Origin of the sequence: Microvirga subterranea, assembly GCF_003350535.1 — a bacterium.
In the GTDB taxonomy this organism is placed as follows: Bacteria; Pseudomonadota; Alphaproteobacteria; order Rhizobiales; family Beijerinckiaceae; genus Microvirga; species Microvirga subterranea.
The window spans coordinates 326,327-347,435 of sequence record NZ_QQBB01000003.1; the positions used below are offsets into that span (position 1 = coordinate 326,327).

Genomic DNA, 21,109 nt, shown 5'->3' on the forward strand with positions numbered 1-21,109 from the left:
CGTCCGTTGTCCGGTGAGTTTCATCTCATCGAAGGACAATGCGATGCATCGGAGCGACGACGGTACGATCTCCCGGCGCGGCATGGTCGGTGGCGCGGCGGTCGGCCTTGCCACGGCAGCCGCGGCGCCTGCCTCGGCCCAGACCTCTTCCTCAGGCGGCGTGGCCAAGGACGACCCTACGACCAAGTACCCCAAGCCGCCGTTCCGGTCGCAGTCGCAGCCCTGGCCGGGCCTCGCCGGCAAGATGGATCCGCGGCCCGATCACGGCGAGACCAGCTACAAGGGCTCCGGTCGCCTCCAGGGTCGCAAGGCGCTCATTACGGGCGGCGATTCCGGCATGGGCCGGGCCGCCGCCATCGCCTATGCGCGCGAAGGCGCCGACGTGGCGATCAGCTACCATCCGGACGAGGAGCCCGACGCGCGCGAGGTCATCGACCTCATCAAGCGCGAAGGCCGCATCGCCGTGGCGCTTCCGGGCGACATCCGCGACGAAGCCCTGTGCGGGCGCATCGTCGCCGAAGCCGTGCAGCAGCTCGGCGGGCTCGACATCCTGGTCAACAACGCCAGCCGCCAGCAGCAGCGGCAGTCGCTCCTCGATCTCTCGACCGACGATTTCGACGCGACGATGAAGACGAACATCTACGCCATGTTCTGGTTGACGAAGGCGGCCCTGCCGCATCTGAGCCCCGGCTCCGCGATCATCCAGACCACCTCGGAACAGGCCTACGATCCATCCGCCAACCTCGTCGACTACGCCATGACCAAGGCCGCGATGATGAACTTCACCAAGTCGCTGGCCAAGCAGCTCGGCCCGAAGGGGATCCGGGTCAACGGCGTCGCGCCCGGCCCGATCTGGACGCCGCTCCAGGTCAGCGGCGGCGCGACCCAGGAAAAGCTGCAGCAGTTCGGCGGCGAGACGCCGCTCGGGCGTCCGGGCCAGCCGGCCGAGCTCGCCTCGATCTACGTGCAGCTCGCGGCCGCCGATGCGAGCTACGCTACGGGCCAGGTCTACGGCGCGGCCGGAGGCGGCGGCCAGCCTTAGGGCCGGCCGCTCACGCCCTCACGAGGAGCGCGGTCGTATCGTCGCTCTCCTTGAAGCGCGGATAGAGCCTGCCGGCCGGGTCCACTTCGGTCTCGATCCGCCGGGCCTCGCAGGCCAGCGCCTCGAGACCGTCCGTCAGCGCGCGCTCCATCAGGGTCGCGGCATCGACGGCCTCGTAGAGGTCGACGAGAGCCGAGAATCCGTCGCTGGTGAGGAGGATGGCGGTTTCGCCCGGGCATCGCACGCGCTCGTGCCGGAGCCTGTCAACGGCGGTCGGATCGAGGCCGAGCAGCGCCAGACCCCTGCCCTGCTTCTGGCGCTGCCGGCGCTCGGCGAGCCAGGCCTGGAAAACAGGCGTGCCGGTGACGGTCTTGGGCGTGGCCCCGCTGGCAGCGAGAATCTCCGCCGCCTTCGCGGCCTCGAACCGCCGCAGATCGGGCGCTTCGCCGAGGGTGAGGACCGTCCCGTCGGGCGCCCTCACGAAAGCGGTCGTGTCTCCGAAGGTCCAGACATCCAGGCTGTCGCCGTCCCGGCACACGAGCGTCATGGCGCCGAGCGGCCAGGTGATGGGGTCGTGGCGCGCGGGCGGCGCCTTGGCCAGAAAGATCGTCCGCGCCTCCTCCATCACGTGGCGGAGAAGCGACGGCCCGTCATTCGCCTCGGGAGCCAGGTCGGAGAGGCGCCGGCTTGCGAAGCCCGCAAGCCATGCGGCATCGCTCGCCTCGTCCATGATCGGCTCGGTTCCGGGAAAGATCGAGGTGTCGATCACCCAGGCCCAGTCGCCGGAGACGCCGCAGGAATCCTCGTTCGGCCTGTCGGGCGACCCTGGCCAGCTGATGCGATCCAAAACCGTGAACATCGTTGCAGCAGCCCTCGCCAAATGCCTCTCGGGACGCCATAACGCAAAGCTAGCGATAAGGTCCAGCCGATGCTCCTAGACTACATCTCCGCCGCCCTCGTGACCCTGCTGGTCACCCTCGACCCGCCGGCGCTTGCGCCGATCTTCGTCTCGCTGACGCGTGGCATGACCGGGGACGAGCGCCGCCGCGTCGCCATGAGAGCGTCCTTTATCGCCTTCGGGATCCTCGCCTTCTTCGGCCTCGGCGGCGAGGTTCTCCTGCGCCTCCTCGGCGTCGGCATCCCGGCCTTCCGCATCTCGGGCGGGCTTCTGTTGTTCTGGATCGCCTTCGAGATGGTGTTCGAGCGCCGCAACGAGCGCAAACAGCATACCGCCGACGTGGCCATCACCGAGGACCATATCCGCAACGTCGCCGCCTTCCCGCTCGCGATCCCGCTCATGGCCGGCCCTGGAGCGATCACGGCCACGATCCTGCTGGCAGGCCGGGCCGATGGGAACCCGATCTATCTCGGCTTCCTGATCGCCCTCATCGCGCTTGGCGTCGCCTCGTGCTTCGCGGTCTTCATGGCGGCGGACCGCGTTTCGCGGATGCTCGGCGTCACCGGGAACGTGGTCCTGAGCCGCCTGCTCGGCGTGATCCTGGCAGGGCTCGCCGTCCAGTTCATCATCAACGGCGTCGAGGCGCTGTTCCGGCCGCCTGCGCTCTGACGCTGCGGCGATCGCCCGTCAACGCGGGTCCCGCCTCCCGGCCCTGTCGAGAGTCTGGCGAAGCTGGTTGAGTTGGTTCTTGAGGGCGTCGAAATCGTCCTGCGTCAAACCGACGCCGCAGACCACGTCGCGCCAGACCGCCGTGACGGGAGCCCGCAGGTCCCGCCCCTTCTGGGTCAGGCTGATCCGCACCTGGCGCTCGTCCTGCGCGTCGCGCTTGCGCTGAACGACCCCTGACGCCTCGAGCCGCTTCAGCAGGGGCGTGAGCGTGCCCGAATCGAGGAACAGGCGCTGGCCGATCTCCTTCACGGTCACGTTGTCAGTCTCCCAGAGGACGAGCATCACGATGTACTGGGAATAGGTCAGCCCGAGCGGCTCCAGCAGGGGCTTGTAGAACCGAGTGAAGGCATGCGCTGCCGCGTAAGTTGCGAAACATAACTGACTCGACAACTGCAGGCTGTCATCGTCACAGGTCGGCACGGTCTCTTGCGGCAACACAAACGTCACTCCACTGCTCGTTCGAATTATAGCGCGCCGATGAATTGGACCAAAGATATATTGCGCGCAATTGATTTGCGGTCTAAGGGTTCGTCACAGCAAGGCGGCTCATGTCATTTCGGCGGGCCATTGTCGACCCCCGTCCCGAGCCGCCCCGCGTCTCGTCGAACCATGGAGAATGGAATGTCGCAGTCTCATGCGATATCCGCAGGCGCGCAGCCCGAGATCGCCCCCTGTCGCGACAGGATCGAAGAGCAGATCATTCGCGCCTATGTGCGGCTGGCGCTTGCGCCCGATCAGACTGGTGGCTTGCGCACCATCACCCTGACCCAGTTCGGCGCCCTCGAGATTCGGCTGACCGAGGTGTCTGGAGCGTCCGAGGCAACGCCTTTCCCGCCGTTCTGGGTCGAGATCTATTCCCATGAGAGCAGCTGCGTGATCGACAGCTGCGGCTGCTTCGAGTTCGACGAGGACGAGCTGACCGCCGCCGTCGACCTCGTGGTGGATGCTCAGCGTCACCAGCCGGTTCTCAATTGACGGCCGGGATTGATCCCGGTCAATCGGGCCCATGCACGCTCTGCTAGCATGGCCTCTCCCAACCCGAGGAGAGCGACATGCCCGTCTTCATCACCCGCGGACGCTTCACGCCGGAGGCCCTCAAGGGGATGCTCGCTAAGCCCGAGGACCGGGCCCAGGCGATCAATCAGCTGTTCGAGCAGTCCGGGGGTCGGCTTCTGGCCTATTACATGACGTTCGGGGAGTACGACTTCCTCGTCATCGCGGAAGGCCCCTTCGAAGGTGTGGCGACCTCCGCCATCGCGGCCGCTGCAGGCGGCGGCGTGAAGGACCTGAACACCTGCCTCGCCATGACCTCGACGGAGATGAGGGACGCCTTCGCGAAGGCAGGCGGCGTGGCCGCGAAGTTCAGGTCCGCCGGAATGGCCCGCTAGCGACCATCGCGGCGAACCGGATGGGGTACGACCTTCCGGCCGCCGGTCAGCGAAGCGTCTCGAGCAGGCGCCTCATGAGCTGCTGCCGCGGCGCGATGGAGGAGACGAGGCCGTATTCCTGCAGCGTATGCGCCCCGTCGCCGTCGATGCCGAGGCCGTCGAGAGTCGGGATTCCGATCGCGGCCGTGAAGTTGCCGTCCGAGCCGCCGCCCGCACGGGGCGACGAGACCAGGTCGAAGCCGATCTCGCTCGCCAGCGCCTTGGCGTGGTCGAAGAGCCTCGAGGTGCCTTCGGAGCACTCGTAGGGCGGCCGGTTCATGTCGCCGGTCACTGTCACCCTCATATCCGGGTTGTGCGCCCTGAGGCCACGGATCGCGGCGGTGAGCGCCTCGCCGTCGGCGGCGGTCACGACGCGCAGGTCCACCGGGAAGTGGCAGTGCTGCGGGATGGTGTTCACCGCCGTGCCGCCGGAGATCATCCCGACCGTGGTGGTGACGCCGCGCTGGTAGTCGGTCATCGCCTCGATGGCGAGGATCTGGCGCGCCGCCTCGTAGATCGCGTTGCGGCCGTCCTGGTGGCGCGACCCCGCATGGGCGGGGCGCCCTTCCACATGCACGTCGAAGCGGCCGACCCCCTTGCGGGAGGTCACGATCTTGCCGCCGTCGCGGGCCGGCTCGGTGACGAGCGCATAGGCCGAGCGACGGCCGAGATCCTCGATGATCGGCCGCGTCATGGGCGAGCCGATCTCCTCGTCCGGGGTGACGAGGAACACCATCGGCCGCGCCGCGCTGCCCTGGCGCGCCACCTCCTTGAAGGCCTCGAGCGCGAAGAAGGCGCCGCCCTTCATGTCGTAGACGCCCGGCCCGTAGATGCGGTCCCCGTCGATCCGCAGCGGCAGGTCGCGCTCGATGGTGCCGACCGGATGCACGGTGTCGAGGTGCGACATGACCAGGATGGCGGGCTCGTCGCTTTGCGGCCCGGCCCGCAGGACGAGCGCATCGCCCAAGCCGTCCTCGCCCCGCACGCGCTCCACCGCCACGGGCGCGTCCTGCATCTGCGCGGTGACGAGGTCCATCATCAGGTTCACGCCGGCCACGTCGTGGGTGGGGCTCTCGGTCCGGATCCAGGTGCAGAGGGTGTCGAGGGATTTGGAGGTCATGGGCCGCTTTTCGTCGATCGAATCTCATGAAAAAGGCGGCATGAAGCCGCCTTTCGTTTCTTAGACCCGTCAGGCCCGCCTGTCACCCGCCCCACGACCGGGTGAGCCATGAGGCTCCCGCATGGCGGGCAGGGCTCATTCTAAGCAACAGGCTCCAGTTGGCCCACTCAGACGAAGAAGAAGTCGGATGCGGTGAGGGTTGTGCCCTCGCCCTTCTGGAGCTTGAGGCTGGCGATCTCCACCATGGCCTTGGAGCCCGAGCCGTCCACGTCGAAGTACAGCTTCTTCGTGCGCGCGTTGTAGATGAAGAAGTCGTCCTTGTCGGCGGCCTTGTCGCCCACCTTGAAGAAGCTCGCCTTCATCTTCACCGGCTTGTCGAGCGAGGCGCCCTTGTTCTTCAGGTACTTGGCGATGGTCTTGTTGGTGAACGCGGCGTCGTCGAAGAAGATGCTGTCGTACTTCGGCCCGAAGTCGAGGATCTGGTCCTTATGCTGGTTGGCGACGGACTTGCTGGTGAGCTTCACGTCGAACACGAAGGCGTCGCGGCTGCCCGAGCCCTTGCCGCCGGTGAGCTTGTCCTTGCCCTCGCCGCCGCCGAGCGTGTCGTTGCCGGCCTCGCCCTTGAGCGTGTCGTTGCCGCCCTGCCCGAACAGCCGGTCGTTGCCGAGCCCGCCCGAGAGCGTGTCGCCCAGCGCACCACCCTTGAACACGTCGTTACCGGCCGTGCCGGCGGTGCTCTCCGGGTCGATGTTGTTCACGCTGATGACGAACTCGCGGCTGTAAATGGCTCCCTTCCGGTCCGCTACCTGCACCGCAATCCTATGCGAGGCCGCCTGCTCGTGGTCGAGCCGGAACCCGTCCGCCACCAGGATCTGGTTGCCTACCAGCTTGAACCGGCCGTCGGCATTGGTAAGCAGCCGATAGGTAAAGCTGTCGTTAGGGGTCGGATCAGTCGTCGAGAGCGTGCCCACCAGCGTGTCGGCGGCATCATACTCCTTCACCGTCGTGCCGCTCAAGCTAATGCCCGTCGGAGGCCCATCGGGAGTTGATGGGTTGTTTGGATCCGGGTTGTTGGGGTCCGGGTTGTTCGGATCAGGATTGTTTGGATCAGGATTGTTTGGATCCGTGACGACCTGATCGATCGCATAACGCTGCCCGCCGAACTCCACGAACTGGACGTTCTTGAGAACGTCTGCCCCATCCTCATCGGCGCGTCGATCAGTGATGAGGTAGCTGCCGTCGCTCCTACGGTGGACGGTGTAGTTCGACAAAGCGCCGGAGAAGACGGCTACGTTCTCGCCGGAACCACCGTCCAGAGAGTCGTTACCGCGACCGCCGATCAGAGTGTCGTTGTCCCCACCACCTTCGAGGGAATCGCCATCGGCACCGCCATCGAGCCAATCGTCGCCCTCGCCGCCCCTCAGCGTATCGGCTTCGGCATGGCCGTAAAGGGTGTCCACACCGCCCTGACCGTCGATCGTGTTGGCGACGCCGTTTCCGGCCAGACGGTCGTTGAAGGCCGAGCCGAGGATGTCCTCGACATTGCGGATGAAGTCGCCCTGGGCGTCGCCGCCAATGCCGGTGCTCTCGTTGTCGCTGATGCGGTGGAGATTGACGTCGACGCTCTCGGCCGACAGGGTGTAGTCGACGACATCGTGGTCGCCCGTGCCGCCATCCAGGTAATCGGCATCACCGCCGTATCCGGCCAGGGTGTCGTTGCCGGCACCGCCGTAAATCCGGTTTGCGACACCGTTCCCGGCCAGACGGTCGTTGAAGGCCGAGCCCTGAATGTCTTCCACGTTGCTGATGAGATCGCCCTCGGCATCGCCGCCGATGTTGGTGGTGCGATCGAGGCGGATGAGAGCGACATCCACCGCCTCGGCCGACCCGCTGTAGTCGACGATGTCGCGATCTCCCGCGCCACCGTCAATGTAGTCGGCCCCGGCTCCGCCGATCAGCGTGTCGTCCTCGCTGCCGCCCTCCAGCCTGTCGGCCTCGCTGCCGCCATCGAGACGGTCTGCTCCCGTCCCACCGTAAAGAGTGTCTAGCCCCTCCCGGCCATACAATTTGTCGTCGCCGCCCTCGCCGATCAGCTTGTCGTTGCCCCGGTACCCGTCGAGAGTGTCGTTGCCGCCGTTCGTGCCGCCGGATGTGCCGCCGCCCCGGAGTTCGTTGTCGTTGTCGTCGCCACCGAGCTCATCGTTGAAGAGCGAGCCGACAAGCGCCTCGATCCCGGAGAAGGTGTCGCCGTTCGCGTCTCCCTCCATGCCGCGACCCAGCTTGAGGTCGGCCTTCACGGCCGCGGCGGCTGTCGCGTAGGTGGCGAAGTCGAATCCAATGTCGCCCTGCAGCTTGTCTGCACCGGCTCCGCCTTCGAGCACGTCGTCGCCGTTGTTCCCACTGAGCGTGTCGTTGCCGGAACCGCCTCTCAGGACATCGACGAAGCCGGTGCCCATATAGTGATCGTTGTCAGTGGTACCGTCCAGATTCACGCCTGCCGTGCGTGGATCCAAGCCCTGAGCCTTGACCACGGTCCCGGCGCTCCAGGTGATCAGGAGGCGACCGTCCGGAAGCGCCGCAATGGACGCCTCGGCGCCGGCACCGACGCCTGAGAAGACATGCTCGTCCTTTTTGACGCCCGCCGAATCATAAGTGATGACGCGGATATCCGGACCGGCGCTGAAGGTCACCGCGAACCCATCCAGCATCTTCGCAACGGTGATGTGTTTCGGGACCAGCGAGCTACCTGGTGCAGGCCGCCAGAGTTCGATCCGGTCGGATGGCCCTTCCTGTTGCGGGCTGCTCCGGTTGATGACCCGACCGGCGAGCTTGATGCCGTCAAACCAGACCAGCATGACTTGGTCGGCGCTGAGATCAACCGTTCTGATCCGGAGATCATTGCTCACTCCTGTACCTGCGGATGCGACTTTGATTGCACCTGCCGATACATCAGAAGAGTTTTCGGGAGGACTGCCGGCATAGATGCCGTAGCCAGTCATCACCCCATTAGACCACTCCTCTCGCGCCCAGAAAAACAGCCGCTGCTGCCCTTGGCCAGACCACTTAGAGGCCGAGACGGCGGTATCGATCACCTTCCCCTGTGTAGCCGGTGAGCCCACCTGCCATGATGTCGCGCTATCCACAGCGACGTACCTCGCTCCGAACTGAGCCCACGGAGGACTAGAGTTGAGGTAGTTGGAAGACAGGTAAAAACGACCCTCGGTCGCGCTGTAATCCACGCGCGGGCGAACAGACTGACCAACATTGTCCCACTGCTCGTCCGCACCGAGAAGCCCACCCGCATTGCCGTAGCGAGACCTGACGGCACTGCCTGCATCCGAGCTGTAATCCTCCCACACGACGGCATAGCCGCCGTTGGGAAGACCGACAGCCTCGGGCCGAAGCTGCTCACCCGACTTCGTGGTGTTGACGAGGAATGCCGCACCGTCACCCACCGGTGCACCGTCGGCGTGGAAGAGTCGGCCATGGATGCCGTGATCAGCGTCTCCGAAACCGTCGTCGGCATCGTTGTCGCCAGCCCAGACAATCAGCAGCCGACCTCCCGTCAGGGTCGTCACATAAGGCGAAAGATGACTTCCAGCCCATGGACTAACCCTGATTTCGTTTGTCCATGTCGTAATCGCCATCGAAGACTCCTCGCATTGATGCCGCTGCAGCAGTTCCAATTCTGCCGCTCCATAGCAGCATTTGAACTACATTGAAACGTTATTCTATTTTGTATCTTGGAACACATGTGTCAACAGGCAGGTCGCTGAAATTGTCATCAGTGAACTGAGAAGCCCGCAAAGGGCGCCGGCAAAGCCTTTACGGCAGGTTTGCCGCCTTGCCTGCGAGTTGACGCGTTCCTGAGACCAAAGGATCAGCCGAGCCCTATGCCGCAGCGGCGCTCCTAATCATAACGTTATAGTGTAATAGTAACCCATCGACGGTAACGCAGAGAACCGCAACCAGCACAAGGGGCATTTCACCATGGCACGCACCATCGGCACGCTCGGCCGCAACTTCATCGAGGGGACCGGCACGTCCGACCGCCTCTACGGCGACGGCACCTCCCTCTCCTCGCGCACGGCCGGGGGCGACCAGCTTCATGGCTATGGCGGGGCCGACTTCCTCTACGGCGACGTCTCGACGCTCGGCGGCACCGGGCGCGGGGGCGCGGATTCGATCTGGGCCGGGAACGACACCGACACGGCTTATGGGGATGCCGTGACCATGCGCAGCTCCGCCCGCGGCGGCGCCGACCGGATCTGGGGCGAGCACGGCTACGACACGCTCTACGGCGATGCCCGGACCATGTCGGCCTCCGCCACGGCCGGCGCCGACAGGCTCTATGGCGGCCATGACGACGACACGCTCTATGGGGATGCGCGCACGATGACCTCGCGCGCTGCCGGCGGCCATGACGAGTTGCACGGAAACCAGGACGACGACACGCTTTACGGCGACGCCGCCTCCATGGTGAACGAGACCCGCGGCGGCTGGGACAAGCTCTACGGGGACGATGGCCGCGACGTTCTCTTCGGCGACGCCAAGACCCTGCGGGATTCAGCCATCGGCGGCAACGACTATCTCAATGGCGGGAGTTCCGACGACGTGCTCTCCGGCGACGGGGAAAGCATGTTCGGCTCCACCCTCGGCGGATCGGACACGCTCTATGGCGGCTCGGGCAACGACAAGATCTATGGCGACGCCTCGACGCTCTACGACAGCGTCCGCGGCGGCGCGGACCTGCTCTACGGCCAGGGCGGCGCCAACGTGCTCCATGGCGATGCGCTCACGATGTACGGTTCGTCGGTCGGCGGCAACGACAGCATCTACGGCAGCACCTCGAACGACAAGCTCTACGGGGATGCGGTCACGCTGAACGACTCGAGTGTCGGCGGGCACGATTATCTCAGCGGCGGCTCCGGCGATGACGTGATCTACGGCGATGCGCAAATCACCGGGCCCAATGCGGGCTACGGCAACGACAGCCTGTGGGGCGGCTCCGGCAACGACCGGCTCATCGGCGACTCGGCCTATGGCGGCACGGGCGCGGACTACCTCAACGGCGGCGCAGGCAACGACACCCTCGACGGTGGCGGCGGCCGAGACATCTTCGGCTTCGACTACGCGTCGGGCCGGGATACGGTGCAGTACTTCCGTTCCGGCGAGGATCAGCTCGACCTGCGCGCCTGGCGCTTCGCCTCGTTCGATAACGTCTCGTTGAGCCAGCGCACAGGCTACACGCTCCTCACGCTCTCCGGCACGAGCCATTATATCAAGCTGGAGAACGTGCAGAAGGCGAGCCTTACGGCGGCTGATTTCATTCTGTGACACCCCAAGGGGCCGGATCGGATCCGGCCCCTGTCCCGTGACGAAGACGTCGAAGCGGCAGGCTTCGATCCTCTGCCCGGAGCTTCGTGCCGCAGATGGACCTAATCCCAGGATTTGGCGTAATCTCCCGGCCCGAGCGTCATACGGAACCGGCGATGAAACGACATCTTTTGGCTCTTGCGGTCTTCGGCCTCGCGGCGACGGGTCAGGCAAGCGCGGCTCCGCGCGAGAAGCCCGCCTCGTCCTGCCCGCCGGGCTTCGCGGCTCTCGAGAACTCCAATACCTGCGTGCGCATCAGCGGCCGCGTGCGGGCGGATGCCCTTGTCGGGTCGCCCCGCTCCCGCGTCTTCGACAGTTTCGAGACGCGCGCCAGCGGGCGTGTCCAGCTCGATGTGAGAACGCGGACGGAATACGGCCCCCTTCGGGCCGTGATCCGCGCCGAGGGCGTCGGCCGGTAGCCGGGCGCGCACCATCCCTTTGACACCGCCGTGCGATCTGCCAAGTTTGGTCTGCCCCTGCCCCAAGGGAAAAGCCCTCTCGACGACGGACCGATCATGATGAAGACCCTGCCCCCGCTGCGCACCGGACGTCCCCGCGCCGAACATGGCCATGTCCGCCCGGTCGAGGATGTGGAGATCCCCTTCGGGATCATCGAAGGGGCGGAGCCCGGCCCGTGCCTGCTCGTCACCGCAGGCGTCCACGGCTCCGAGTACTGCTCGATCGAGGCCGCCACCCGGCTCCTGCAGACGGAGCCCGAGCAGATCAAGGGAACGCTCCTGGTCCTGCCGATCCTCAACGTCCAGGGTTTCCGCAAGCGCAGCATCTACGTCATGCCGGAGGACGGGAAGAACCTGAACCGCATGTTCCCCGGCCGGGAAGAGGGCAGCGTGAGCGAGCGCCTGGCCCACTGGCTCGTCACCAAGGTCTATCCGCAGGTCGATGCCTATCTCGACCTGCACGGAGGCGATCTCGACGAGAGCCTCGCGCCCTTCACGCTCTACCCGAAGGACTGCGCCAAGTCTCGGGAGCTTGCGCGCATCTTCGGCCTGCCCATCGCGGTGGCCGCTGGCGGCGAAGGCTACACGATCAACGCCGCCTACAAGGTCGGCGTGCCGAGCCTCCTGCCGGAGGTCAGCGGCAACGGACTCTGGGGCGAGGATACGGTCGGCCAGATGATGGCCGGCATCGAGCGCGTGATGTGCCATCTCGGCATGGTCGCCGGGCCGGTGCAGCCCGCCCCACAGCTTTCTCCGGAGTTCGTCACCATGTGGGTGCCGACCGCGCCGGTCGACGGCATGTGGTACCCGGCCAAGGACCTCACGGAAGTCGTCTGCGTCGGAGACGAACTCGGCGAGATCAGGGACGTGTTCGGCACCGTCCTGGCGAGCGTCCGCTCCGAGAAGGAAGGCTTCGTCCTCTACCGCCTCACGAGCCTTGCGGTGAACAAGGGCGAGGCGCTCCTCGGCGTCGGGTCGCCTCTCGTGGAGTAACCGAAGAAGGGGTTCACCCTCTTGAAATTCGCGCCCGCCGTCACCACATGGAAGGTGCCAAGGCTCTTACGAGATTGGCAAGGCGGGCGCCGGAGGGTGTCCGGCGCTCTCAGATCCATGTTGCTCTATGGAGGATATGGCGATGAGAACCTTCGACTTTTCCCCCCTTTATCGTTCGACCGTCGGCTTCGACCGCCTCTTCGACATGATCGACCAGACGGCGCGCGTCGAGCCCCTGCCCAACTGGCCGCCCTACAACGTCGAGAAGAGCGGCGAGGACCAGTACCGCATCACCATGGCGGTGGCGGGTTTCGGGACTGACGAGATCGAGATCACCCAGAAAGAGAACTTGCTGCTGGTCTCGGGCCAGAAGCACGCGGAGCAGGAGAACACGCAGTTCCTGCATCGCGGCATTGCGACCCGCGCGTTCAAGCAGACGTTCAGCCTAGCGGATTACGTGAACGTCAAGGCTGCTCATCTCGAGAACGGCCTGCTGACGATCGATCTCGAACGCGAAGTGCCCGAGGAGCTGAAGCCGCGGCGCATCCAGATCGCGACCGCCGGCCAGGCTGGCCCGAAGGTGATCGAGCACGACAAGGCGGCTTAAGGCCCATTTTGAACATGGAGCGGCGCCGGCGCATGGCCGGCGCCTTGTCCTGGCGCATGTCCGCCGGGCATTCGGCCCTCAGAGAAGGAAGGAGGAAAACACCATGAATATGCGCGATCTCATCCCATGGGGTCGCAATCAGCAGACCCCGAGCCGCTATCGCGAGGAGGGCGATCCTTTCATGACCCTGCATCGCGAGATGAACAGGCTCTTTGACGATATCTTCCGCGGCTTCGATGTCGCCCCCTTCGGCGGCTCCGGCCGCATGGGACGCTGGCCCAGCGTCGAGGTGGTCGAGACCGACCAGGACGTCCGCGTCTCTGCCGAACTGCCGGGCCTCGACGAGAAGGATGTCGAGGTTCTGATGAACGACGGCATGCTCACCATCCGGGGCGAGAAGCGCTCCGAGACCGACGACAAGGAGCATGCCTTCAGCGAGCGCTACTACGGGCATTTCGAGCGCCGAATCCCGCTCGCTTGGGACGTGGAGGACGACAAGGTCGAGGCCACGTTCAAGAACGGCGTGCTGACGGTGACGATGCCGAAATCGGCCCAGTCGCGGGCCGATGTGAAACGCATCGCCATCAACAAGTCGGAAGAAACCAAGCACTAAGCCTAAGCACGCGCGGCAGCCCCGGAGGTCGAGCCGTCCGGGGCTGACCTGCGCCAGTCGACGGAGGACGACATGGAACAGATCGGCCGCAAGACCTCCACCAAGCCGACGGGCTGCGCCCTTCTCGGCGATCATGCCGGCCGGGCCTTTCTCGACGCCCTGCTGGATCCGGCTTCGGTGTTCCGGTCTCCCGCCGATGTTGCGGAGCATCCGGGCTTCACCGACGAGGAGAAGCGCACCATCCTGCTGTCCTGGGTTCGCGACGAGCTGGTGGTCGAGCAGGTCGCCCGGCAGGCTGATCCGGATCTTGGAGCACGATCCCGGATCGACGCGGTCATCGAAGCGCTCTCTCATTTCGACCCCTGCGCAGCCGGCGAGTACCTGTCCGCGGTGACCAAGCTAAGGACAGGCCGGATGCGCCGACGGTCCAGTTGAGGCGGACCGGCTCATGGCCTCCGAACGGCGCTGCTCCGGGGCGAATGGAACGAAGGCAGGAACGCGGCATTCTCCCATACGCCATGAATGGAGGTTTCCATGGGCCGGTACCATCGGCATGGGGTCGAGAGCTCGGCGACGATCGCCGGCCATCCGCTCCATCACATGCTCGTCGTCTTCCCGATCGCATTCCTGATCGGGGCCTTTGCGACGGATATCGCATTCCGCAGCACGGCGGATACGTTCTGGGCGCGAGCCTCCTATTGGCTCCTTTTGTCCGGCGTCGTGACGGCGCTCGTCGCCGCCCTGCCCGGCTTCGTCGATTTCCTCAGCATCGACCGGGTGCGCAACATCTGGGTGTCGTGGACCCACATGATCGCCAACTTGGTCGTGGTGGCCATCGCGGCCGCCAATCTGTGGCTGCGCTGGGACGACCCGGCAGCCGGCGCTCAGGGCTGGGGCCTCGCCCTTTCGGGTCTGACGACCGCCCTTCTGCTGTTCAGCGGATGGCTCGGCGGCGAGCTCGCCTATCGCTATGGGATCGGCTCCATTCCGGACGAAAGCCCGGAGGTCGAGCAGTTCCACGTGGAGGTCGACCGTCGCCCCACCGAAGCGACCGGCACCGACCGTTCCACGGCCCGCCGCTTCTGACCGTCGGGGAATTCGTCATCAGTCGCAATCGCCGACGGCCGCCTCCCGGCCGCCGGCTCCACGCTTCAGATGGGTCAGCGGCAGGGCCGCATCCGACTTGACGGGCGTCAGGGCGAAATTGGAGCGGATGTCTCCGATCATCGGCAGGGTCAGGAGCTTCTCGGTCAGCAGACGCTCATAGGCCTTCAGGTTCGTCACCACGATCTCGGCGATGAAATCGGCCGTGCCGGAGACCATGTGGCACGACACCACCTCAGGCAGCGCCGCCAGGGCCTCCTGCAAGGCCTTGGCGTTGTCCCGCGAGTGCTTCTCCACCTTGATCTCGACGAAGACCGTCAACCCGAGCCCGACCGAGTCCCGGTCGAGCACGGCCCGGTAGGTGCGGATGAAGCCGTCACGCTCCAAGCGCCGGACTCGTCGCAGGCATGGTGACGGCGACAGCCCGACCTGGTCCGCCAGCTCGTTGTTGGTCAGCCGGCCGTCCGCCTGCAGCGCGCTCAGGATCTTCAGGTCGATGGCATCGAGATTGATGTAAGGCATCGGATCCCCGCGAAAGCGATTTCACGCAATTTTCTGCCAAGATCAGAGCACAGGAGGGCTCGACTTCGCAAGGACATGCCCCGGTCCGATAGGCGATGCTACGATTTCCCCATACGGAGCCTTTCGATGTCCGAACTCGTCCATTCCGTCGCCCCTCCTGCCGCACGCAGCCGGGAGGCCCTGCTCGGCTGGGCCGCCGCGCTCGCCACCGTCACCATCTGGGCGGTCTGGATGATTGCCACCCGGCACGCGGTGACGCACGACCTCCCGCCGGCGACGGTCGGGCTGTTGCGTTTCGCCGTCCCGGCGCTTGCGCTCGCACCGGTCGTGTGGCGCAAAGGTTTGTTCCCGAAAGGCCTCTCGCCCCTCGCCGGGATCGGTCTGCTCGGCTCGGGCGCTCCGTTCTTCCTGGTGGTCGCGTACGGCATGCAATCCGCGCCGGCCGCAGAGATCGGACCGCTTCTGCCGGGCACGATGCCGCTCTTCGTGGCGCTGATCGGCTGGGCGGTGTTCGGCGAGACCGTCGCACGGCTGCGTCTTGCCGGGTTCGCTCTCATCCTGATCGGCGTCGTCTGCATCGGCGGGCTCGGCCTGCTCCATCCCGAGGGCGGCGCCTGGCGCGGTCATCTGCTCCTGCTCGGCGGCGCATGCCTGTGGGGCATCTACACCCATGCCTATCGCCGCAGCGGCCTCTCGGCCCTTCACGCAGCCGCCCTCGTGGGCACGTGGTCTGCGATGCTGCTGGCTCCGTTCGGAGCAGCGACGGTGATCGATCTCCTGCGCGGGGGACTCGCCGGCCCTGTGCTCCTGCAGGCTTTTCTGCAAGGCCTGATGTCAGGGGTGATCGGAATTGTGCTCTATGGCTTTGCCATCGACCGGCTCGGCCCGTCCCGTGCGGCCGTGGTGTCGCCGCTGGGGCCGGTCCTCGCTACCATGATCGCCGTGCCGGTGCTGGGAGAGGTCCCGGCGCCGCCCGCCCTCTTCGGCCTCGCAGCCGCGAGTGTGGGCGTTCTTCTGGCGAGCGGCGCCTTCGGTCGCGCCCGCCCCTGATCCCGGAACATTCCTTTAAGGCCTGTCGTTGGCCTGTGAGGCATCGAGCCCGGGATTGGCCCGCCTCATCATCCAAAAACAACGGAGGCTACCATGCACGCACAGGAGATGATCAGCACGCATCCGCACGTGAAGGGCAGCACCAACGACGCTCTGGTCCGCTGCATCGAGGAATGCTTCGACTGCGCCCAGGTCTGCACGTCCTGCGCCGATGCATGCCTCGGGGAATCCATGGTGCAGCAGCTGGCCCAGTGCATCCGCCTCAACATGGACTGCGCCGACGTGTGTAGTGCGACCGGCATGGTGGCGACGCGCCGGACCGGCTCGAACGAGGAGGTCATCCGGCTCATGCTCGAGGCCTGCATGACCGCGTGCCGCCTCTGCGGCCAGGAATGCGAGCGCCACGCCGGCATGCACGAGCATTGCCGTATCTGCGCGGATGCCTGCCGCCGGTGCGAGCAGGCCTGTCAGCAGGCAATGGGCAGCATTGGCGGCATGGGCGCTCGCCACTGAGGCAGGAGGGCCGGGACATCCGGCCCTCTTCCGTTCTGGATCATCGATAGGCGCCGACAGGCTGAGCCGGCAGGTGGGTGCGCTGGATCCCCAGGAGCACGAGGCCGATCAGCGGCAGGAAGATGTCGGTGTAGAAGATCACGCCCGCATTGCCTGGAGCGTAGTTGTGCGCCTCCACCATCTGCATGGCGTGGCCGACCGCCGCTCCCCAGAGAAAGCAGGCCGGCCCGACGATGGCCGCGAGCCGCAAGCCGAAGCTTCCCTTGAAGGCCAGGAATCCGACCACCGCGAAGCCCAGGCTGGCGAAGCCGACCTCCTTCTGGAACGGGCTTGTCTGCCAGCCGATGAACGAGGCGGCCATCTCCGAGAAGAAGACGTGCATGACGAAGTTGTAGAGGAAGCTGACCCCAATCGAGAAGAACAGAAACCACGACAGCAGCGCCTCGACGGCGAGATCCCTATCCCAGGGCCGAGGATGGCGCAGGAGCGCAATGAGGGATGCGATAAGCCCGACGACGAAGAGCGTCAGCGTGAAGTTGCTGAACAGAAACGTGATGACCTGCTGCATGCGGCGCCCCCCGGCTGCGCGTCCTTGTCGGCCAGGACTTTGACCTCTCCGGGAAGTTCGCGCAACGCGGGAGGGAGATTATCCTTACCCACACAGAACGAAAGGGCCGGTTTCCCGGCCCTTTGCATTGCGTTTTGGCGCGACGCTTACTGGTTGGGGCTCTGGGTCGAAGAGCCCGAGGAGCCGCCGTTCTGCTGGAGGCGCGTGTTCGTGTTCGACGAACCGCTGGTGTTGCCCGAACCGCTGCCGTTCATCTCCATGCGGCTGCGGGTGTTCACCGAACCCGTCGATTCAGGGCTCGACGACCGCTGACGGGTGGAGACGTCCACGTCGTTGGAGCGCACGTTCGTACGACGCTGCTCGACCGAGACGCCGACGCTCGGCGAGACGTCGCGGGTCTGGCGGACGCTGGTGCGGCGGGTCACGGAGACGCTCGGCTCGTTGACCTCCTCGTAGCGGCGCACGGTGCTGCGACGACGGATCTCCACCGGCTCTTCCACCACGTGATAGCGGCGCTTCTTGGTCACGACCTTGGTCGAGGGCTTCTTCTTCTTGACCACGACCTTCTTGGTCGACGGCTTCTTCTTGACGATCGTGCGGTGAACTTCCGTATCCGGCTCGTCATAAGTGGTCACAGTCCGGCGACGGCTGACGGAGACGCTTGGCTCCTCGATCTCGCGGACGGTGCGGGTGTTGCGGATCGAGACGCCGCTCCGCTCGCGGGTCTCGACGCCCACGCGGGCACCGCCTTCGACGCGGGTGCGCACGTTCACGTCACCGCCCGAAGCCTGGCTGCGGACCGACGTGGTGGACCCGGTCGCGCCGACGGACTGGGAGCTGTTGCCGGACTGGGTCTTCAGGGTCGTGCTCGAACGCGAGGACGTGTCGGAGGCGGCGTTGGTGTTCGTGTTGGTCGACGGCTGAGCGAAGGCGGCCGTGCTCAGCAGCAGGGCCGCGGCCCCGAGCGCGATCTTCTTCATGGTAACTTCTCCGTTACATCACAATGTGGGGATCAAACGCGCTTTACTGTACGTCGTTCCAATGGAGGCGGAGTTTTGCGGTAGCCGTCTTCTACGCGAAGACTTTCTGAATATTCATTCAGATTCGCTTTGCCTGAACGCGCGACGTTCAGGTCATACACATCATGTTCACGATTAGCCGCTTAGCATTCCATCACTTTGCAATTCTCTCCTGAGATCCTCCATGGCCACTTTCACGGCTTTCAACACTGCCGGCGTCGGCTTCGACATGACCACGACGGACAGCCTCGGCTGGACGTTCCTGGCGCCCAATCCGAACGTCACATCCGATCTCGTCTATGACGACGGGTTCCTCGCGATCTTCGACATCGACGGCAGCGCCCTCATCGACCGCTACAGCGCCACCTACTCGACCGACGGATATGACATCGTCGTCCACGACCTCGTCTACGAGGACGCGGGAGCAACCGTCCTGTCGATCACGGGCCTGAACCTGTACACGACCATCGACGATCTTGATGCGGATGCCTGGTTCGTGAGCCTCAATGGCGGCGACGACACGTTCTACGGCAACGATTTCGACGACGTCGTCCGCGGAGGCTTCGGAAGCGACGTCGTCTTCGCGTATGACGGCGACGATATCGCGTACGGCGATGCCGGCCAGGACGATCTCTATGGAGGTGCGGGCGACGACGATCTTTACGGCGGGTCCGGCCGGGACCTGCTCAATGGCGGTTCGGGCAGCGACTATTTGAGCGGCGGCGCCGACCTCGACAGCCTGACGGGCGGCGGGGGCAAGGACTACTTCGTGTTCGACACACGGCCCTCGGCCAGTTCCGCGGACCGGATCACGGACTTCCTGGTCCGCGACGACACCATCATGCTGGACAACAGAGTGTTCACCAAGGTCGGCCGGGACGGTTGGCTGGCGGCAGGCGCCTTCACCACAGGCCCTGCGGCCAGGGACGCCTCCGACCGCATCATCTACAACAGCAAGAACGGCGCTCTTCTGTACGACCCGGACGGCATTGGCGGCGCTCCTGCGGTCAAGTTCGCCCAGCTGAAAGCAGGTCTGGCTTTGACCAAGGCCGATTTCTACATCCTGTAGAGCACGGCCATCCGCCGTATCTCGGCAGCCCCTTCCGGGGCTGCTTTCGTTTCGGGGACGCAAGTCTCGGAAGAACCTTGGCTTTTCCGGCCATGTGGTCAGCGCAGATCACGTTAACGGAGCCTTAAGGTGGCATGCTACTAAAGCATAACAGCCCTACAATATCACCACTCCTCTTCGGCGGCGCACACCCCTATATGCTGCATTGCACACGCAAGAACAAAGACCTGCCGGCGAGAGGCCGGCTAACTGATAGGAGTCTCCGATGTTCGTGTCTTACATTCTCTCTAAGGTCCGCGCCTACATGCGTTATCGCGACACCGTCCGCGAGCTGTCGCAGCTCTCCGACCGCGAGCTCGACGACCTGGGCATCTCCCGCTTCCAGATCGACAACATCGCTCGCCAGCACGCTGCCGCGTAAATCTCTGCTGCACCGCAGCAACCGCTTCGCCCGCCTCCTCGGCGGGCGTTTGCGTTTGTGGGCTTCGCCGCCTCCAGGCACGTCCTGCTTCATCAAAGCCTGTTGATTGCCGGGAGCGCTCTGGCATAAGCCGTTGCCCATGAGCACAGCGACATCGACCCTCGACCCCATCCACGTCATCGGCGGCGGCCTCGCCGGTTCCGAAGCTGCCTGGCAGATCGCCCAGGCGGGCGTTCCCGTTATCCTGCACGAGATGCGTCCCGTGCGCGGGACCGACGCCCACAAGACCGAAGGGCTGGCCGAGCTCGTCTGCTCGAACTCGTTCCGCTCGGACGACGCCGAGAGCAACGCGGTAGGCCTCCTGCACCAGGAGATGCGAAGCTTAAGCTCCCTGATCATGGCCAAGGGCGACGCGAACCAGGTTCCGGCCGGCGGTGCGCTCGCGGTGGACCGTGACGGCTTCTCGCAGGCCGTCACGGCGGCGCTCGAGGCCCATCCGCTCGTCACCATCGAGCGTGGCGAGATCGGGGGCCTGCCGCCGGAGGACTGGTCCTCGGTGATCATCGCGACCGGCCCTCTGACCTCCCCGGCTCTGGCCGAGGCCATTTTGAGCCTGACCGGCGAGACCTCGCTCGCCTTCTTCGACGCCATCGCACCGATCGTCTATCGCGATTCCATCAACATGGAGATCGCCTGGTACCAGTCCCGCTACGACAAGGTCGGCCCGGGCGGCACCGGCAAGGACTACATCAACTGTCCCATGACCAGGGAGCAGTACGAGGCCTTCATCGACGCCCTGCTCGCCGGCGGAAAGACCGAGTTCAAGGATTGGGAGGCCGACACCCCCTATTTCGACGGCTGCCTGCCGATCGAGGTCATGGCCGAGCGGGGCCGCGAGACCCTGCGCCACGGGCCAATGAAGCCCGTGGGGCTGACCGATCCCAACAACCCGACTGTCAAGCCCTATGCCATCGTCCAGCTGCGCCAGGACAATGCGCTCGGGACGCTCTTCAACATGGTCGGCTTCCAGACCAAGCTGAAATACGGCGAGCAGGCCCAGGTCTTCCGCATGATCCCGGGCCTCGAGAACGCCGAGTTCGCGCGCCTCGGCGGCATTCACCGCAACACCTACCTGAACTCGCCCAAGCTGCTCGACCCTACCCTGCGCCTCAAGGCGATGCCGCGGATTCGCTTCGCCGGCCAGATCACGGGCTGCGAGGGTTATGTGGAGAGCGCCGCCGTCGGCCTGATGGCCGGTCGCTTCGCCGCGGCCGAGCGGCTCGGGCGGGCACCCGCGCCCCTGCCCTCCACCACCGCCATGGGCGCCCTGGTCAACCACATCACCGGCGGCCACATCGAGACCATCGACGAAGGTCCCCGCTCCTTCCAGCCGATGAACGTCAATTTCGGCCTGTTCCCGCCGATCGATTTCACCCCGAAATCCGAGGACGGCAAGCGCCTGCGCGGTCCAGCCAAGGCCCTGGCCAAGAAAAAGGCCCTGACGGACCGGGCCCGGTCCGATCTGGCCGCCTGGCTGTCGGGCAGCGCTGCCCTTGCGGCGGCGGCGGAATAGGGGTTCG

At 65.5% G+C, this 21,109-nt stretch carries 23 protein-coding genes; 16 read left to right on the forward strand and 7 right to left on the reverse strand.

The features are described 5' to 3' along the window. Positions 1 to 43: 43 nt before the first annotated feature. The gene (locus DES45_RS09655) at positions 44 to 1,042 is read left to right on the forward strand and encodes an SDR family oxidoreductase (protein ID WP_114769772.1); all 999 of its coding nucleotides are present in this window, start codon (positions 44 to 46) and stop codon (positions 1,040 to 1,042) included. 10 nt (positions 1,043 to 1,052) lie between these two features. On the opposite strand, the gene DES45_RS09660 is transcribed toward DES45_RS09655, so the two are convergent. Continuing rightward, the gene (locus DES45_RS09660) at positions 1,053 to 1,901 is read right to left on the reverse strand and encodes a protein phosphatase 2C domain-containing protein (RefSeq protein WP_114769773.1); all 849 of its coding nucleotides are present in this window, start codon (positions 1,899 to 1,901) and stop codon (positions 1,053 to 1,055) included. A 69-nt stretch (positions 1,902 to 1,970) separates the two neighbouring features. Here DES45_RS09660 and DES45_RS09665 point away from each other — a divergent pair, with 69 nt between their 5' ends. After that, complete coding sequence (locus tag DES45_RS09665; protein WP_114769774.1) at positions 1,971 to 2,609, forward strand: MarC family protein; 639 nt, start codon at positions 1,971 to 1,973, stop codon at positions 2,607 to 2,609. Between the two features lie 18 nt (positions 2,610 to 2,627). Here the strand turns inward: DES45_RS09665 and DES45_RS09670 are convergent, their stop codons facing one another. Beyond that, complete coding sequence (locus DES45_RS09670; RefSeq protein WP_281024078.1) at positions 2,628 to 3,116, reverse strand: MarR family winged helix-turn-helix transcriptional regulator; 489 nt, start codon at positions 3,114 to 3,116, stop codon at positions 2,628 to 2,630. A 174-nt stretch (positions 3,117 to 3,290) separates the two neighbouring features. On the opposite strand from DES45_RS09670, the gene DES45_RS09675 reads away from it, so the two are divergent. Both DES45_RS09675 and DES45_RS09680 read left to right on the forward strand, forming a co-directional pair. Continuing rightward, positions 3,291 to 3,644 (forward strand): hypothetical protein, encoded by a 354-nt coding sequence (locus DES45_RS09675; RefSeq protein WP_114769775.1) that lies wholly within the window; start codon positions 3,291 to 3,293, stop codon positions 3,642 to 3,644. Positions 3,645 to 3,721: 77 nt separating this feature from the next. Further along, positions 3,722 to 4,057: a GYD domain-containing protein gene (locus tag DES45_RS09680; RefSeq protein WP_114769776.1), complete on the forward strand. Its 336-nt coding sequence runs from the start codon at positions 3,722 to 3,724 to the stop codon at positions 4,055 to 4,057. Between the two features lie 46 nt (positions 4,058 to 4,103). On the opposite strand, the gene DES45_RS09685 is transcribed toward DES45_RS09680, so the two are convergent. Then, positions 4,104 to 5,216 carry a M20 family metallopeptidase gene (locus DES45_RS09685; protein WP_114769777.1) on the reverse strand — a complete coding sequence of 371 codons (1,113 nt, stop codon included), beginning with the start codon at positions 5,214 to 5,216 and terminating at the stop codon, positions 4,104 to 4,106. Positions 5,217 to 5,383: 167 nt separating this feature from the next. After that, positions 5,384 to 8,122: a calcium-binding protein gene (locus DES45_RS26025; protein WP_281024079.1), complete on the reverse strand. Its 2,739-nt coding sequence runs from the start codon at positions 8,120 to 8,122 to the stop codon at positions 5,384 to 5,386. Positions 8,123 to 9,206: 1,084 nt separating this feature from the next. Here DES45_RS26025 and DES45_RS09695 point away from each other — a divergent pair. From DES45_RS09695 to DES45_RS09725, 7 genes are all read left to right on the forward strand, one after another. After that, a complete protein-coding gene (locus tag DES45_RS09695) occupies positions 9,207 to 10,553 on the forward strand; it encodes a calcium-binding protein (RefSeq protein WP_114769779.1) in 1,347 nt (448 codons plus the stop codon). A 155-nt stretch (positions 10,554 to 10,708) separates the two neighbouring features. Then, complete coding sequence (locus DES45_RS09700) at positions 10,709 to 11,011, forward strand: porin (RefSeq protein ID WP_170151446.1); 303 nt, start codon at positions 10,709 to 10,711, stop codon at positions 11,009 to 11,011. A gap of 96 nt (positions 11,012 to 11,107) precedes the next feature. After that, the gene (locus DES45_RS09705) at positions 11,108 to 12,043 is read left to right on the forward strand and encodes a succinylglutamate desuccinylase/aspartoacylase family protein (RefSeq protein WP_114769781.1); all 936 of its coding nucleotides are present in this window, start codon (positions 11,108 to 11,110) and stop codon (positions 12,041 to 12,043) included. A 142-nt stretch (positions 12,044 to 12,185) separates the two neighbouring features. Then, positions 12,186 to 12,650, forward strand: a complete 465-nt coding sequence (locus DES45_RS09710) for an Hsp20 family protein (protein ID WP_114769985.1) — start codon at positions 12,186 to 12,188, stop codon at positions 12,648 to 12,650. Positions 12,651 to 12,753: 103 nt separating this feature from the next. Further along, complete coding sequence (locus DES45_RS09715) at positions 12,754 to 13,263, forward strand: Hsp20/alpha crystallin family protein (protein WP_114769782.1); 510 nt, start codon at positions 12,754 to 12,756, stop codon at positions 13,261 to 13,263. A gap of 72 nt (positions 13,264 to 13,335) precedes the next feature. Then, entirely contained in the window at positions 13,336 to 13,698 is a 363-nt protein-coding gene (locus tag DES45_RS09720; protein ID WP_114769783.1) for a hypothetical protein, read from the forward strand. Between the two features lie 99 nt (positions 13,699 to 13,797). Then, a complete protein-coding gene (locus tag DES45_RS09725) occupies positions 13,798 to 14,349 on the forward strand; it encodes a DUF2231 domain-containing protein (RefSeq protein WP_114769986.1) in 552 nt (183 codons plus the stop codon). An 18-nt stretch (positions 14,350 to 14,367) separates the two neighbouring features. Here the strand turns inward: DES45_RS09725 and DES45_RS09730 are convergent, their stop codons facing one another. After that, on the reverse strand, positions 14,368 to 14,889 hold the full coding sequence (locus DES45_RS09730) for an Lrp/AsnC family transcriptional regulator (protein ID WP_114769784.1): 522 nt from the start codon (positions 14,887 to 14,889) through the stop codon (positions 14,368 to 14,370). A gap of 126 nt (positions 14,890 to 15,015) precedes the next feature. Between DES45_RS09730 and DES45_RS09735 the strand changes: the two genes are divergently transcribed. Next, positions 15,016 to 15,939 carry a DMT family transporter gene (locus DES45_RS09735; RefSeq protein ID WP_114769785.1) on the forward strand — a complete coding sequence of 308 codons (924 nt, stop codon included), beginning with the start codon at positions 15,016 to 15,018 and terminating at the stop codon, positions 15,937 to 15,939. 93 nt (positions 15,940 to 16,032) lie between these two features. After that, positions 16,033 to 16,452 (forward strand): four-helix bundle copper-binding protein, encoded by a 420-nt coding sequence (locus DES45_RS09740; protein WP_114769786.1) that lies wholly within the window; start codon positions 16,033 to 16,035, stop codon positions 16,450 to 16,452. A gap of 40 nt (positions 16,453 to 16,492) precedes the next feature. On the opposite strand, the gene DES45_RS09745 is transcribed toward DES45_RS09740, so the two are convergent. Beyond that, positions 16,493 to 17,020: a DUF6790 family protein gene (locus DES45_RS09745; RefSeq protein ID WP_114769787.1), complete on the reverse strand. Its 528-nt coding sequence runs from the start codon at positions 17,018 to 17,020 to the stop codon at positions 16,493 to 16,495. A gap of 146 nt (positions 17,021 to 17,166) precedes the next feature. Further along, positions 17,167 to 18,000, reverse strand: a complete 834-nt coding sequence (locus tag DES45_RS09750; protein WP_114769788.1) for a hypothetical protein — start codon at positions 17,998 to 18,000, stop codon at positions 17,167 to 17,169. Between the two features lie 223 nt (positions 18,001 to 18,223). Here DES45_RS09750 and DES45_RS26030 point away from each other — a divergent pair, with 223 nt between their 5' ends. The 3 genes from DES45_RS26030 to trmFO all read left to right on the forward strand — a co-directional run bounded on the left by DES45_RS26030 (position 18,224) and on the right by trmFO (position 21,102). Beyond that, on the forward strand, positions 18,224 to 19,108 hold the full coding sequence (locus DES45_RS26030) for a calcium-binding protein (protein ID WP_170151447.1): 885 nt from the start codon (positions 18,224 to 18,226) through the stop codon (positions 19,106 to 19,108). A gap of 265 nt (positions 19,109 to 19,373) precedes the next feature. Beyond that, positions 19,374 to 19,529, forward strand: coding sequence for a DUF1127 domain-containing protein (locus DES45_RS09760; protein WP_114769789.1), 156 nt, complete (start codon positions 19,374 to 19,376; stop codon positions 19,527 to 19,529). Between the two features lie 139 nt (positions 19,530 to 19,668). Next, positions 19,669 to 21,102 (forward strand): methylenetetrahydrofolate--tRNA-(uracil(54)-C(5))-methyltransferase (FADH(2)-oxidizing) TrmFO, encoded by a 1,434-nt coding sequence (gene trmFO / locus DES45_RS09765; protein WP_114769790.1) that lies wholly within the window; start codon positions 19,669 to 19,671, stop codon positions 21,100 to 21,102. The last annotated feature ends 7 nt before the right edge of the window (positions 21,103 to 21,109 follow it).

Coding starts and splice junctions, on each gene's coding strand:
- DES45_RS09655 (WP_114769772.1), top strand. CDS start 44: ATGCATCGGAGCGACGACGGTACGATCTCCCGGCGCGGCATGGTCGGT.
- DES45_RS09660 (WP_114769773.1), bottom strand. CDS start 1,901: ATGTTCACGGTTTTGGATCGCATCAGCTGGCCAGGGTCGCCCGACAGG.
- DES45_RS09665 (WP_114769774.1), top strand. CDS start 1,971: ATGCTCCTAGACTACATCTCCGCCGCCCTCGTGACCCTGCTGGTCACC.
- DES45_RS09675 (WP_114769775.1), top strand. CDS start 3,291: ATGTCGCAGTCTCATGCGATATCCGCAGGCGCGCAGCCCGAGATCGCC.
- DES45_RS09680 (WP_114769776.1), top strand. CDS start 3,722: ATGCCCGTCTTCATCACCCGCGGACGCTTCACGCCGGAGGCCCTCAAG.
- DES45_RS09685 (WP_114769777.1), bottom strand. CDS start 5,216: ATGACCTCCAAATCCCTCGACACCCTCTGCACCTGGATCCGGACCGAG.
- DES45_RS09695 (WP_114769779.1), top strand. CDS start 9,207: ATGGCACGCACCATCGGCACGCTCGGCCGCAACTTCATCGAGGGGACC.
- DES45_RS09700 (WP_170151446.1), top strand. CDS start 10,709: ATGAAACGACATCTTTTGGCTCTTGCGGTCTTCGGCCTCGCGGCGACG.
- DES45_RS09705 (WP_114769781.1), top strand. CDS start 11,108: ATGATGAAGACCCTGCCCCCGCTGCGCACCGGACGTCCCCGCGCCGAA.
- DES45_RS09710 (WP_114769985.1), top strand. CDS start 12,186: ATGAGAACCTTCGACTTTTCCCCCCTTTATCGTTCGACCGTCGGCTTC.
- DES45_RS09715 (WP_114769782.1), top strand. CDS start 12,754: ATGAATATGCGCGATCTCATCCCATGGGGTCGCAATCAGCAGACCCCG.
- DES45_RS09720 (WP_114769783.1), top strand. CDS start 13,336: ATGGAACAGATCGGCCGCAAGACCTCCACCAAGCCGACGGGCTGCGCC.
- DES45_RS09725 (WP_114769986.1), top strand. CDS start 13,798: ATGGGCCGGTACCATCGGCATGGGGTCGAGAGCTCGGCGACGATCGCC.
- DES45_RS09730 (WP_114769784.1), bottom strand. CDS start 14,889: ATGCCTTACATCAATCTCGATGCCATCGACCTGAAGATCCTGAGCGCG.
- DES45_RS09735 (WP_114769785.1), top strand. CDS start 15,016: ATGTCCGAACTCGTCCATTCCGTCGCCCCTCCTGCCGCACGCAGCCGG.
- DES45_RS09740 (WP_114769786.1), top strand. CDS start 16,033: ATGCACGCACAGGAGATGATCAGCACGCATCCGCACGTGAAGGGCAGC.
- DES45_RS09745 (WP_114769787.1), bottom strand. CDS start 17,020: ATGCAGCAGGTCATCACGTTTCTGTTCAGCAACTTCACGCTGACGCTC.
- DES45_RS09750 (WP_114769788.1), bottom strand. CDS start 18,000: ATGAAGAAGATCGCGCTCGGGGCCGCGGCCCTGCTGCTGAGCACGGCC.
- DES45_RS26030 (WP_170151447.1), top strand. CDS start 18,224: ATGGCCACTTTCACGGCTTTCAACACTGCCGGCGTCGGCTTCGACATG.
- DES45_RS09760 (WP_114769789.1), top strand. CDS start 19,374: ATGTTCGTGTCTTACATTCTCTCTAAGGTCCGCGCCTACATGCGTTAT.
- trmFO (WP_114769790.1), top strand. CDS start 19,669: ATGAGCACAGCGACATCGACCCTCGACCCCATCCACGTCATCGGCGGC.